This is a genomic window from Devosia sp. P3_B2 (assembly GCF_056402875.1).
The window spans coordinates 130,084-141,405 of sequence record NZ_JBFUGO010000013.1 but is presented as its reverse complement, the minus strand read 5'-3'; the positions used below and the strand labels follow the sequence as shown (position 1 = coordinate 141,405).

Below are 11,322 nucleotides of genomic sequence, written 5' to 3'. Positions count from 1 at the left end.
CGATCCTCGGCGCTTAGCTCCAGCTGCGCAGACCGAGCAACTTCTCGCCCAGCTCGCTGAGCTTGGCCGTCCGGGCATTCTTCTTTTCCCACTCGCGCGGATCGCCCGGGAAGGCGTCGCGCTGCGGGTGGTCGAGTTCGCGCCACAGCCGCACCCGTTCGGCCCGCTCGATCACGTCTTCCTCGTTGGCCGGGAACATCGAGATGTACTGCGCCATGCGCACCCGGTTGCCCGAGTTGATCGAGTGGTTGGGCCTGACGCCGTGAGCGAGCAGGGTGTTGAAGATCATCAGGTCGCCCGGCTCCATCTCGATATTGGTGATCTTCAGCCCCGTGGTGTCGGGATGCATCGGATCGCGGTCGGCCGGCTGCGTCTTCACCCAGTTGTCGAAATCGTAGAACAGCTCCGGAATGCACTGGAAGCCGCCGATATCGCCGTCCTGCTTCACGAGGCTGAGCACCCCCTGCACGCCGATCGGCAGCGGATCGAGCGACGTATCGCTGTCCCAATGGATGAAGCCGTTCTGGTTCGGGCCTGGCACTTTCTTGGGCGGGTTGAGGTTGGCGCGGTCGATCGAGACCCACAGCTCCTCCATGTCCCAGATATCAACGAAGGCGTCGTAGACCCGCTGCTGCTGCCGGTTATCCCACAGGTACTGGTGGTTGTAGATCTCCACCATGCCGGTGCCGTTTAGCTCCTTCATGATGTGGTCGCGCCGCTGCGGCGTGTACCAGGTCGAGGGATCGTTGGGGTCCTTCTCCTCAAACTGCCAGAGCAAAGCCTTCAGCCGCTCGACATGATCCGCGTCGACCGCATTGCGAACAATCACATAGCCCCGCTCCTGCCAGTGCTTGAAGTCCGCCTCGCTGAGCACCCGCAGCGGCAGCGTCTTCCGGATGTCCTTGAGCTGCGTGGTGACCTTCTGCGTCGTCGGGTGCGAATCCCGCTTGACCCCAGCCGCCATGCCTTGCGGCGCCATGCCCTGAGCCATCGACATCATAGTCCTCCATCTGATGTTCCCCCTCGGGGATCGGTTTCGATGGAGAGAGGCTAGGGCCGCCACGCCCCGGCATGTTGCCGTGCACCGGCCAGTTCTGATACTATTCTGGCGCTGGTGGTGGGTGATCTGCACGATGAAGCCGCTTCTCGAGAAGGTGACGCCGCCGGAAGGCGCTTCCTGGGCGTGGCTCGACCGCCGGCTCGATGACGCCATCCCGTTCCAGTGGCACCATCACCCCGAGTTCGAGCTGACCCTCACGCTCAACTCGGTCGGCCAGCGCTTCATCGGTGACCACATCGGCGACTACGGCGATGGCGACCTGGTGCTGATCGGCCCCAACCTGCCGCACACTTGGGCGAGCCGCGACAAGCTCGATCCCGCCGCCCCGCATGTGGCGCGGGTGATGTGGTTCCACCCGGACTGGGCCGAGGGCCTTACCAAGCTGCTGGCCGAACTCCGTCCCGTCGCCGACCTGCTGGCGCGGGCGCAGCGCGGGCTGAAGTTCTCGACCGCGGCCTCCGAGGCGATCCGCCCGACGATCGACGCGCTGTTCGCCCGCCCGCCGGCCGACCGGCTCAGCGTATTGATCGACATCCTCCGCCGCCTCGCCGAGGACGGCGCCGCCACCCCGCTCGCCAGTCCGGCCGCTGCGGCGCCGCATCACTCCGCTGACCGCACCCGTATCGACCGGGTGCTCGACGTCATCCACACCCGCTACATGGAGCCGCTGTCGATCGACGCGCTCGCCGACATCGCGGCGCTGTCGCCCTCCGGCCTGCACCGGATGTTCGTCCGCCATGTGCGGAGCCCCGTCTCGGCCTATGTGACCCGGCTCCGCATCGGCGAGGCCTGCGCGCTGCTGTCGGGCACATCACGGCCGATAGCCCACGTCGCGTCCGACGTGGGCTATGACTCGCTGGCCAATTTCAACCGTCAGTTCAAGGCGGCCAAACAGATGACGCCGCGGCAGTACCGCGCGCGTTTCATGCGCTGAGGTCCCGACATCGACGGCCGGGACCTCGCCTCCGGTCAAAGGCCGATGACCTTGGCCGAGCACGCCGTGCCGGCTTCGACGCCGCCCGGCAGCACGTTGGAGAGCTTCAGCGCCTTGCCCGGCTGCAGCGTCTTGCCGAGGCTCGCAACGCCGCTGATCCCCGCCGCCTTCCACTTGAACTGTGTGCCGGCCGGCAGCGCCACCACACCGGCATTGGCGATGCGCAGATCGTCCGGGAATTCGCTCGGCGTCCCCGAGACGACGCACTTGAGCGCCGCGCCGAGCTTCACGTTGGCGCTGAGCTGGCCGCCCTTTGCCTTGCCGCCCTTGCCAGGCGCGCCGTTGCCCATGTCCATGCCCAGATCGATGACATCGAGCGGCGGATTGAGCACTTCGAAGAGGTCTTCATTGATGGTGACCTCAAGCTCGGGCTGCGGGTTGAAGATGTCGCCGAAATCCGGCGGATCGTTATCGGGCATCGCATCATGGAAGATGTCGATGGCATGCGAATCGTCGCCCGAACCCGATCCGTCGAGGCCCGGGATGTGAATACCACCCGCCGAGGCGAGGCTGGTGCTGAGGAAGATCGCCACGAGGGCGAGGCTTGCCGATTTGGTCACGTTCATTTCAGTCTCCTGTCCGGGAGGGGACGGCGCCAGTCCTCCGGTCGCCGGTCCAGCATTCCCGGTGGATGACTGGACGGCGGCCTTATGACGGGCTTCCACTGAACCGCCTTTGAGCGCACCATTTAGTGCGCGTTCATAATTGTTGTCAGATTGCAATGATTCCAGATATGCAAGTAATAGCTGCCGCCGACCCCCAAAGCCCGATGGCGCAGTTCCTGCGGCTGATGTCGGCGCAGCTGCTGTCGAGCACCGCGCGGAACCTCCGCAACGAGAACATGACGCTGGCCGAACTGGCGGCGCTCTACCTGCTCGATCGCGACAAGGCGCTGCGGATCAACAGCCTCGCCACCGCCCTGGCGCTATCGCTGCCGGCGGCGAGCCGGGTCGCCAGCACGCTGGTCGACCGCGGCTTCGTCGCCCGCGCAGAAGACCCGGATGACCGCCGCGCCAAGGTGCTCACCCTCACCGCTGAGGGCACCGAGCTGCTCAACACCCTCAGCGGCAACCTCGTGGGCGAGGTGTCGCGCGTCCTTGCCACCGCCAACACTCCAGTCAGCAACCGTCTGGCTCAGCTGTTCGGCAGCATGGTCGCCGATGGCATGGCGGCCCCGACCAAGCCCACCGAGCCGGGAGGCAAGCCATGAGCATCGCCGGCCGCATCATGCGCAAGCTCGCGCAGAACAACCGGCTCGCCAATCACCGGCTGCTCACAGCCTGTCTCGCGCTGCAGCCGGGCGAGTTCGAAGCGAGGCGCGTGAGCTTCTTTCCCTCGCTCAAATCCACCCTCAGCCATATCCTCACCGTCGACTGGTTCTATGTCGATGCGCTGGAGGGCGGCACGCTCGGGCCGAAGGCCTGGGACCCGGAGGAACCGTTCGACGCCATCGCACCGCTGGCGGCGGCGCAGTTCGCTGTCGACGAGCGCCTCCTCGCCTTCTGCACCGGCCTAACCGACGAACGCCTCGCTGCCCAAACCCATGTCCACCGCACCAACCGCATCCAGGTTGAGCGCACCGACGATCTGCTGCTGCACCTGTTCATGCACCAGACCCACCACCGCGGTCAGGTCCATGCCATGCTGTCGGGCAGCTCCGTGAAGCCGCCGCAGCTCGACGAATTCCTCACCGCCAGCGACTTTCGCGACCGCATCGAGGACGTCGCGGCGCTTGGGTGGAGCGAAGCGGATCTCGCGGGACTGTAGGATGGGGCGGCAGACCGGCGAACTTGTGCAATGGAACGACGACCGGGGCTTTGGCTTCATCGCCGCCGATGACGGCCGGCGCTGCTTCGTTCACATCAAGGCCATCGGCCGTATCGCGACGCGCCCGCGTGTCGGCGATCGGGTGTCTTTCACCCTCACCCAGGGCCGAGACGGCCGGCCGGCTGCCGACGACGTGAAGATCGCAGGCGCCAATCCGGTGAACCTGGCCGCCAGTCGGCGTGGTGCGCCATCCGTTCGGCAGCCATCCGGCAATTGGCTGTTCGCCACTGGAGCCGCTCTCATCGTGCTGCTCGCTGTCGCCGCCGTCCTTCTCGGCCGCGCCCCGGCTTGGCTGCCAGCCGCTTACCTCGCTCTCGGCGTCACCAGCATCATCGTCTACTGGTTCGACAAGCGAGCCGCCCAAGCCGATCGCTGGCGCGTGAGCGAGCGGTCGCTGCACACCATCGATCTCATTGGCGGCATCGCCGGCGGCCTCGTCGCGCAGCAGCTACTGCGTCACAAGACCAGCAAGCGAAGCTTCGCCGTCGTGACGGCCATGATCACCGTGTTGCACATGGCGGTGCTAGCCGGTCTGCTGGTCCTCGCCCCGTTCGGTTAGGCGACGGACCGGTCGAGTTTTTCGCGCAAGTCCACCAGCCGCCGCCGCAGCCCGTCGACTTCCTCGCCTGGGCTATCGGACGCATCGAGGATCTTGGCCGGAAAACCCTCCGCCACGCTCCGCAGCCCGTTGCCCTTCTCGGTCAGCCGGATCATCACCTGCCGCTCGTCGCGCTCGTCGCGGCGGCGGCTCACCAGCCCCATCGCCTCGAGCCGCTTCAGCAATGGGGTCAATGTCCCCGAATCGAGCAGCAGCCGCTCGCCAATGGCCGAGACGGTGAGCCCGTCATCCTCCCACAGCACCAGCAGCGCCAGATACTGCGGGTAGGTCAGCCCGAGCTGGCTCAGCAGCGGCTTGTAGAAGCGGTTGAACGCATGCGCCGCCGAATACACCGCGAAGCAGAGCTGCCGGTCCAGCCGTAGGTCCTTTGCCGATGCGTTTGCCACATTCGTCTCCATACGATGATAGATAGTGCACAATTGAATTGCGCACAATCTAATTGTCGTCTATGTACTCCGACGTTCCGCCTTCCTCCTCTCTTCGACAAGGACTTTTCACCATGCAGGTCAAATACACCGCCCACGCCACCACCGGTTATGCCGGCCGCACCGGCACCGCCGCGACCGATGACGGCAAGGTTGCCGTCTCGCTCTCCGTTCCCAAGGAGATGGGTGGCGACGGCGGCCCGGGCACCAATCCCGAGCAGCTGTTCGCGCTGGGCTACTCGGCCTGCTTCATGGGCGCCATGAAGGGCGCTGCCGGGCGCCTCAAGGTGAAGCTCCCCGAGGACACCACGGTCACCGGTGCGGTCAGCTTCTACGATCGCGAAGATGGCGTCGGCTACGGCATCAAGGCCGCCCTCACCGCCAGCGCGCCGGGTCTTGACCAGGCGACGCTCGAAGAAGTCATGGCGCTGGCCCATGACATCTGCCCCTATTCCAACCTCATCCGCTTCCCGCACGATGTCGAGCTGACGGCCGTCGGCGAGCTCGAGGCGGCGTAACTGAAAGGGCGGGGGCTTCCCCCACCCACCGGGTTACCTTCTCCCCTTGTGGGAGAAGGTGGCGCGCAGCGCCGGATGAGGGGTCCGCAACCTGAGGGTTGCGCGATCGGAGCGTAGCGACGAGCAATTGGAGTTCGCGGAGAGAGACCCCTCATCCGCCCTTCGGGCACCTTCTCCCACAAGGGGAGAAGGTACGCTGCCGCCCCTTTAGATTAGTCCGCCGAAGAACGTCCGGATATCGGCGACCAGCAAATCTGGTGCGTCGGTCGCCGCGAAGTGGCCGCCTGACGGCATCTCGGTCCAGTGCACGATGTTGTTGGCGCGCTCGGCAAAGCTGCGGACCGAACGGAAATCCCACGGGAACACTGCGACCCCGGTCGGCGTGTCGTTGCGCTCCTCGCGATAGCCAGAACCGGAGCGTGCATCCTCGAGGTAGATATTCCCGGCCGAGCCGCCCGACGCCGTGAACCAGTAAATCGAGACGTGCGCCAGGTAGCGGTCGCGATCGACATACTGCACCCCCTGACCCTCGAAACCGAAGAACAGCTCGGTGTTCCAGGCCAGCTGGCCGATTGGCGAATCGACGAGGCCGTAGCCCAGCGTGCCCGGGCGTTTGCTCTGTATGTCCTGGTAGCCGTTGTACTTCATGAACATGTCGAGATTGGCCCAGCCCTCCTTCTCGAACCGCGTCAGCTTCTCCATCTCGCCCGGTGCGCCGGTCGGGAAGGCGAAGATCTGCTGCAGGTGCGTGCCGACGAGGCCTTCCGGCTTCAGGATGCCGAGCTCCTTGCCGACCAGCGAGCCGACATCACCGCCCTGCGCGCCATAGCGGGTGTAGCCGAGCCGCTTCATCAGCGTGTCCCAGGTCTTCGCCACCTTTGCGGTGTCCCAGCCGGGCGCCGCCAGCGGTGTCGACCAGCCGTAACCGGGCAGCGAGGGGATGACGAGGTCGAAGGCCAGCGCCGGGTCGAGCCCATGCGCCCGCGGATCGCTCAGCGGCCCGATCACCTCGAAGAACTCGATGACGCTCGATGGCCAGCCATGTGTCAGGATCAGCGGAAAGGCATTGGGCTCCTTCGATTTGATGTGAAGGAAGTGGATGGTCTGCCCGTCGATCTCGGTGAGGAACTGCGGGTAGCTGTTGAGCTTGGCCTCCCAAGCCCGCCAGTCGAACTTGTTCAGCCACTGGTCGGCGAGTTCCTTGATGAACGCGACCGGCTGCCCGCGGCTCCAGTCGGTGCTCGTCGCATGCGGCCAGCGCGCCATGGTCAGGCGCTCCTTGAGGTCGGCAATGTCCTCCTCGGACACCTGGACCTTGAACGGGGTGATGCTCATTTCGTCTGCTCCGGTTGCGTGGGAAACGAAGGCGCCGAGCGCCGGGACGACTGCCGCCGCAGCTGCGGCCTTCAACAAGCTCCTGCGATCAAGTTCGGTCATTTTCGGCTCCTGTTCCGCGCCGGCCCACCATGGCCCGGCGTCTCCAAAAGACCTTGCATCACCCCTGCTGACAGACCGTGGCAGCATCGTTATCCCGCTGTGACGCAAACAAAAATCCCCGCGCAGGGCGGGGATCTGAAGCCAAGTCCTTCGATAGTGTCAGCCACCCGGCGACGAGGCCCAATCCGGGTGCAGCCGCGCCCACTCCTCGCGCCATTCCTTGGCGAGCTGCAACCGCCGCCGCCCATAGCGCTGCTCGGTCTCCGCCGCCGACACGATCCGGTCGGTGCGGAAATTGCGGAACGCCTCGCGCATGCAGCACCAGCCGACGACGATTTGCTTGCCCTCGTAATAGGCGAGCTGCACCGGCCAGATGTCGCGTTCCGATTGTTTGCCGCTCTCGTCGGCATAGCCGATATGCAGCGCCTTCTCGTTGCGCATGGCGGCGCGCACCAGCCCAAGCACCGGCGTCGGCTCCTGCGGACCGCGCATCAGCACTGGCCACAGCCCGGTATCCTTGATCCGGTCGCGGAGGTCATCGGGCGAGGCGGTGGCGATCTTGGCCAGTGCGTTCTTGGCCGCGCCCGCCAACCCCGCATCGGGCTGCGCCTGCACCCAGCGGCCGCCGAGCACCAGCGCCTCGAGTTCCTCGGGCGTGAACATCAGCGGCGGCAGGAAGAATCCGGGCTTCAGCATATAGCCCACCCCGGCCTCGCCATCGATCGGCGCGCCCAGCCCGATGAGCGTCTGCACGTCGCGGTAGAGCGTGCGGACGGATACGCCCTGTTCCTCGGCCAGCGCCGCCGCGGTGACCGGGCGACGGTGACGGCGGAGTGCGTCCATGACGGAAAACAGGCGTTCGGTCTTGTCCAAGCGGTCATCTCCCAAGGGTCCTTCGTTCTACCGAAATTCGGCTCGCTACACCATGTGAGGGGGCTCCTGCCAGAGGCTGTCAGCAGCGATTGACATTTCGGGATATCCCGAAATAATGTGTCCGCAACGACAGGAGATCGTGATGAGCGGCAAGCCCCACAGCCTCAACGGCATCGGTCACTTCGATATCGCCGGTCCGGATTTCGGGGCGCTGCAGAGCTTCTATTCCGGCGTGCTCGGCTGGCAGATAACGCCGCGCGGTCCCGGCTATGGCATGGTCGCGACCCCCGATGGCGGACCGGACGGCGCGCTGGTCGAGGCCGAAACCCCGTCGCTCACCCTCGGCATCGTGGTGCCCGACCTTGCCCAGGCGCTGGCCGCCGCGGAAGCCAAGGGCGGCGCCATCGCCATGCCGGTGGTCGACAATGGTTGGGTGAAGAAGGCGCAGGTCCGCGACCCCGCCGGCAACCTCCTCACCCTCATCCAGGGCTGACGGCGATCGACAGTTTCGACCTCGACGAAGTGCTGCGCGCCCTATCGCATCCCGACCGGCGCGCCTTCGTTGCTGCCTGCATGTCCGAGGCGAAGGCGGCGGGCGATCTCGCCGCCCTCTCCGAGCTGTCGCTGGCAACGGTATCCGAGCATCTCAAGGTGCTGCGGAAATCCGGCCTGCTGCTGCTCGAAAAACGCGGCCGCTTCTGGTTCTACCGCACCGATGCCGCCGTGGTGGAACGGGCGGCGAATGAGGTGGCCGAGCTGACGGCCACCCCGGCGGGCAAGCGCTAGCCGCGCCGCGCGATCTCGCGATGGAATGCCCGGATGTCCCCGGCGAGCACATCCGGCACCTCGAGAGCCGGGAAGTGCCCACCCTGCCGGGCCTCGTTCCAGTGGACCAGGTTCTGGAGGTTCCTTTCGCCCCAGGCGCGCGGCGCCGGCAGGTCGGCCTCGGCCGGCACCAGTACGCCCTGCGGCACGTCGTGCCTGGGCATCGGCAACATGATCTCGTGGTCGGCGAAGGCTTCCTTGTAGAGGCGGACCGACGAACCGATAGTCTCGGTGAACCAGTAGACCGACAGCAGTGTCGCCAGCGTTTCGAACGGGAAGACGCTCTCGATGTCCCCGCCGGTGTCGCCCCAGCGGTGGAATTTCTCGAGGATCCACGACGCCAGCCCGGCGGGCGAATCGTTGAGGCCCACCGCCAGTGACGTCGGCTTGGTGCCGTGCACCAGGGCATAGGCCCCCTCGGCGAAGCCGGTATAGGCGACCTTCTGAAAATACTCGGCCTCCTCCGACGTCGGGTCGTCCGGCTTTGGGTAACCCGAAAAGACGTTGCAATAGTGTGCGCCGAGCAGCCGCTCGGGGTGGTGTCGCACGAGGCTCAGCATCGCGCCGGTGCCGAGGTCCGAGCCCGAGGCGAGAAAGCGCGGGTAGCCGAGCCGGTCCATCAGCTTGGCCCAAAGCTGCGCCGTCCGCGTCAGGTTCATGCCCTTGTGCCGGGGCCGGCTGGAAAAGCCATAGCCCGGCAGCGAGGGGATGATCACGTTAAACGACACGCCGTCGGTGTCGGCGGTCAGCCGGTCGACCAGCGGCAAGAGCTCGACGAAATTGCTCGGCCAGCCGTTGGTGAGAAGCACCGGCACCGGGTTGCTGCCCTTGCCCCGTGCGTGGACGAAATGCACCGTCTCGCCATCAATCTCGGCAGTGAACTGCGGGTAGCGGTTGAGCCGCGCCTCGGCGGCCCGCCAGTCGAACTCATTGCCCCAGTAGTCGACGAAGCGGCGAAGGAAGGCGAGGCTGGTGCCATACTCCCAGCCGGCATCCTCGACCTCGTCAGGAAAGCGGGCGTGCTGCAGCCGGCTCCTGAGGTCGGCGATATCGGCGTCGGCAATGGCGATGGTGAAAGGGGTCAAGGATCGTCTCCACGTTGCGGTACGCGGAGATCGATGCGCGAGGCCTGCTGTCAGATGCTGTCAGCAGCTTTCGCCAGTGCCGCCGCTTTGGCCGCCAGCGCGGCAAACACTGTCCAGTTGCGCTGCGTCATCCTGGCCCCGAGCGCCTTCTCGATCTGCAGCTTCGAGCCGGTGATCCCCTTGGGGTACGCGACGATCAGGTGCGCACCCACCGTCGCCACCAGCTCCGGTCCAGCCCAACCGATCACCGGCGCCCAGTCCGGCGCCTTGTGGAAGGAAGAGACCCCGAGTTCGCTCGGTCGTTCCGTAGCCACCTCGGGAAACGGGTTGGCCTTCACCACCGCCGCCATCGCCTTCGGCGTCAGCACGAACGCCTCGTTAGCCGGACCGAGCCCGAAACCATCTACCGCGCCCTGCACGATCTTCCGCGCCTCGGCCAGCGTATGCCCCGAGCGGAAGATGATGTTGCCGGTATTGCCCACCGTCGAGACGTCGTCGAGGCCCGCCGCTGCGCAAGCGTCGCGCAGCGCGGCCATCTTCATCTTGGCGTGCGTCACCGGTCCGATTGCACGGATCAGGGCGACGTACACCGCCATTTACGCGATCTCGATGTCGACGCGGTGGCTGTAGTCGCGGTCCGGCCCGTAGATCGTCGAGGGGAAATGCGGGTGGTTCACCGAATCGGGCAGATCCTGGTCCTCGAGGCAGAAGCCGCAGTGGTTGCCGTACGTCTTGCCCTCGGCTGCAGCCTGCGTCGTCACCGAGTTGTAGACCTGCAGGCCCGGCCGATCGGTATAGAGCTTCAGTGTCAGCAGCCCGTCCGGCCCGGTCACCACCGCCACCGGATCCGCGAACTTGCGATCGCTGTTCAGCACCACGTTGCCGTCATAGTCGATCGGCTTGCCGCTGGCGTCGCGCATGTTGCGGCCCTGGCGGAAATCCCACTCCGTGCCGTCGACCGGCAGGATGGCGCCGGTCGGGATCAGCTGCGCGCCAAGCTCGGTATAGGCGCTGGCCGCGATCTTGAAGTTGTGGTCGAGCACATCCGGCCCGGTGCCGAGGTTGAAATACTGGTGCTGCACCACGTTGATCGGCGTGCGCCGGTCGGCCTTGGCCGCGATATCGAGGCGCAGCCGGTTGCCGCTGAGCGTGTAGGTCGCGGTGAACCTCACGTTCCCCGGAAAGCCCATGGCGCCATCGGGTGATTCGAGGGTGAAGCGCACGGCATTGTTGGCGCTGTCCGCCTCGCCTTCCCACACCAGCCGGCCGATGCCTTCCGGCCCGCCATGCAGCGTGTGGCCGTGGAAGTTGCCCGGCAGCGTGTAGGTCTTGCCGTCGAGGCTGAACGTCGCATCCTTGATGCGGTTGGCAACGCGCCCCGCGAGCGAGCCAAAATACGGCGAATGCGCCGGATAGCTGTCGAACTTGTCGAAGCCCAGCACCACGGAACGCAAGCCCCCGGCCACCGGCACGCGCCAGTCACGCACCAATACGCCCCACGAAATGATGTCGACTTCGACGCCGGTGTCGCTCTTGAGCTTGAACTGTTCGACCCGCTTGCCTTCGAAGCTGCCGAACTCTTCCACCGTGACGCTCATTGCCGTTATCTCCTCTTTCGTGCGACGGGTTGATAGCCGCAATCTTGAGGAAGCGGAAGCG

15 protein-coding genes are annotated in these 11,322 nt (G+C 65.9%); 7 read left to right on the top strand and 8 right to left on the bottom strand.

The genetic code is table 11. The annotated features are described in order from the left end of the window. Nucleotides 1-13 precede the first annotated feature (13 nt). The gene (locus tag AC1DV8_RS19185; protein WP_477158561.1) at nt 14-964 is read right to left on the bottom strand and encodes a phytanoyl-CoA dioxygenase family protein; all 951 of its coding nucleotides are present in this window, start codon (nt 962-964) and stop codon (nt 14-16) included. A gap of 169 nt (nt 965-1,133) precedes the next feature. Between AC1DV8_RS19185 and AC1DV8_RS19180 the strand changes: the two genes are divergently transcribed. Beyond that, nucleotides 1,134-1,994, top strand: coding sequence for a cupin domain-containing protein (locus AC1DV8_RS19180; protein WP_477158543.1), 861 nt, complete (start codon nt 1,134-1,136; stop codon nt 1,992-1,994). A gap of 35 nt (nt 1,995-2,029) precedes the next feature. Here AC1DV8_RS19180 and AC1DV8_RS19175 read toward each other — a convergent pair whose 3' ends face one another. Further along, on the bottom strand, nt 2,030-2,620 hold the full coding sequence (locus tag AC1DV8_RS19175) for a hypothetical protein (protein ID WP_477158542.1): 591 nt from the start codon (nt 2,618-2,620) through the stop codon (nt 2,030-2,032). A gap of 167 nt (nt 2,621-2,787) precedes the next feature. Between AC1DV8_RS19175 and AC1DV8_RS19170 the strand changes: the two genes are divergently transcribed. The 3 genes from AC1DV8_RS19170 to AC1DV8_RS19160 are packed head-to-tail and all read left to right on the top strand — an operon-like array spanning nt 2,788 to nt 4,440. Beyond that, nucleotides 2,788-3,264 carry a MarR family winged helix-turn-helix transcriptional regulator gene (locus tag AC1DV8_RS19170; RefSeq protein ID WP_477158541.1) on the top strand — a complete coding sequence of 159 codons (477 nt, stop codon included), beginning with the start codon at nt 2,788-2,790 and terminating at the stop codon, nt 3,262-3,264. Further along, complete coding sequence (locus AC1DV8_RS19165; protein ID WP_477158540.1) at nt 3,261-3,821, top strand: DinB family protein; 561 nt, start codon at nt 3,261-3,263, stop codon at nt 3,819-3,821. Before AC1DV8_RS19170 ends, AC1DV8_RS19165 begins: the two co-directional genes overlap by 4 nt. Before the next feature lies 1 nt (nt 3,822). Continuing rightward, on the top strand, nt 3,823-4,440 hold the full coding sequence (locus AC1DV8_RS19160) for a DUF1294 domain-containing protein (protein WP_477158539.1): 618 nt from the start codon (nt 3,823-3,825) through the stop codon (nt 4,438-4,440). On the opposite strand, the gene AC1DV8_RS19155 is transcribed toward AC1DV8_RS19160, so the two are convergent. Beyond that, nucleotides 4,437-4,886 (bottom strand): MarR family winged helix-turn-helix transcriptional regulator, encoded by a 450-nt coding sequence (locus AC1DV8_RS19155; protein WP_477151687.1) that lies wholly within the window; start codon nt 4,884-4,886, stop codon nt 4,437-4,439. The genes AC1DV8_RS19160 and AC1DV8_RS19155 overlap by 4 nt on opposite strands. Nucleotides 4,887-4,999: 113 nt before the next feature. Between AC1DV8_RS19155 and AC1DV8_RS19150 the strand changes: the two genes are divergently transcribed. Continuing rightward, entirely contained in the window at nt 5,000-5,443 is a 444-nt protein-coding gene (locus tag AC1DV8_RS19150) for an organic hydroperoxide resistance protein (protein WP_477158538.1), read from the top strand. Between the two features lie 207 nt (nt 5,444-5,650). On the opposite strand, the gene AC1DV8_RS19145 is transcribed toward AC1DV8_RS19150, so the two are convergent. Both AC1DV8_RS19145 and AC1DV8_RS19140 read right to left on the bottom strand, forming a co-directional pair. Next, nucleotides 5,651-6,880, bottom strand: coding sequence for an epoxide hydrolase family protein (locus AC1DV8_RS19145; RefSeq protein WP_477158537.1), 1,230 nt, complete (start codon nt 6,878-6,880; stop codon nt 5,651-5,653). A 159-nt stretch (nt 6,881-7,039) separates the two neighbouring features. Continuing rightward, complete coding sequence (locus tag AC1DV8_RS19140) at nt 7,040-7,753, bottom strand: helix-turn-helix transcriptional regulator (protein ID WP_477158536.1); 714 nt, start codon at nt 7,751-7,753, stop codon at nt 7,040-7,042. Nucleotides 7,754-7,895: 142 nt separating this feature from the next. Here AC1DV8_RS19140 and AC1DV8_RS19135 point away from each other — a divergent pair, with 142 nt between their 5' ends. Both AC1DV8_RS19135 and AC1DV8_RS19130 read left to right on the top strand, forming a co-directional pair. Next, a complete protein-coding gene (locus AC1DV8_RS19135) occupies nt 7,896-8,246 on the top strand; it encodes a VOC family protein (RefSeq protein WP_477158535.1) in 351 nt (116 codons plus the stop codon). Between the two features lie 29 nt (nt 8,247-8,275). Further along, nucleotides 8,276-8,539, top strand: a complete 264-nt coding sequence (locus tag AC1DV8_RS19130; protein ID WP_477151682.1) for an ArsR/SmtB family transcription factor — start codon at nt 8,276-8,278, stop codon at nt 8,537-8,539. On the opposite strand, the gene AC1DV8_RS19125 is transcribed toward AC1DV8_RS19130, so the two are convergent. From AC1DV8_RS19125 to AC1DV8_RS19115, 3 genes are read right to left on the bottom strand one after another with little or no spacing between them, the layout of a single operon-like run. After that, nucleotides 8,536-9,663, bottom strand: coding sequence for an epoxide hydrolase family protein (locus AC1DV8_RS19125; protein ID WP_477158534.1), 1,128 nt, complete (start codon nt 9,661-9,663; stop codon nt 8,536-8,538). The genes AC1DV8_RS19130 and AC1DV8_RS19125 overlap by 4 nt on opposite strands. Before the next feature lie 50 nt (nt 9,664-9,713). After that, entirely contained in the window at nt 9,714-10,259 is a 546-nt protein-coding gene (locus tag AC1DV8_RS19120; RefSeq protein WP_477158533.1) for a DUF1697 domain-containing protein, read from the bottom strand. Then, nucleotides 10,260-11,261: an aldose epimerase family protein gene (locus AC1DV8_RS19115; protein ID WP_477158532.1), complete on the bottom strand. Its 1,002-nt coding sequence runs from the start codon at nt 11,259-11,261 to the stop codon at nt 10,260-10,262. Between the last annotated feature and the right edge of the window lie 61 nt (nt 11,262-11,322).

Excerpts from the sequence above, each read along its gene's own strand:
- AC1DV8_RS19170 (WP_477158541.1), top strand. The coding sequence starts at position 2,788 with ATGCAAGTAATAGCTGCCGCCGACCCCCAAAGCCCGATGGCGCAGTTC.
- AC1DV8_RS19185 (WP_477158561.1), bottom strand. The coding sequence starts at position 964 with ATGGCGGCTGGGGTCAAGCGGGATTCGCACCCGACGACGCAGAAGGTC.
- AC1DV8_RS19165 (WP_477158540.1), top strand. The coding sequence starts at position 3,261 with ATGAGCATCGCCGGCCGCATCATGCGCAAGCTCGCGCAGAACAACCGG.
- AC1DV8_RS19180 (WP_477158543.1), top strand. The coding sequence starts at position 1,134 with ATGAAGCCGCTTCTCGAGAAGGTGACGCCGCCGGAAGGCGCTTCCTGG.
- AC1DV8_RS19120 (WP_477158533.1), bottom strand. The coding sequence starts at position 10,259 with ATGGCGGTGTACGTCGCCCTGATCCGTGCAATCGGACCGGTGACGCAC.
- AC1DV8_RS19160 (WP_477158539.1), top strand. The coding sequence starts at position 3,823 with ATGGGGCGGCAGACCGGCGAACTTGTGCAATGGAACGACGACCGGGGC.
- AC1DV8_RS19145 (WP_477158537.1), bottom strand. The coding sequence starts at position 6,880 with ATGACCGAACTTGATCGCAGGAGCTTGTTGAAGGCCGCAGCTGCGGCG.
- AC1DV8_RS19115 (WP_477158532.1), bottom strand. The coding sequence starts at position 11,261 with ATGAGCGTCACGGTGGAAGAGTTCGGCAGCTTCGAAGGCAAGCGGGTC.
- AC1DV8_RS19175 (WP_477158542.1), bottom strand. The coding sequence starts at position 2,620 with ATGAACGTGACCAAATCGGCAAGCCTCGCCCTCGTGGCGATCTTCCTC.
- AC1DV8_RS19135 (WP_477158535.1), top strand. The coding sequence starts at position 7,896 with ATGAGCGGCAAGCCCCACAGCCTCAACGGCATCGGTCACTTCGATATC.
- AC1DV8_RS19150 (WP_477158538.1), top strand. The coding sequence starts at position 5,000 with ATGCAGGTCAAATACACCGCCCACGCCACCACCGGTTATGCCGGCCGC.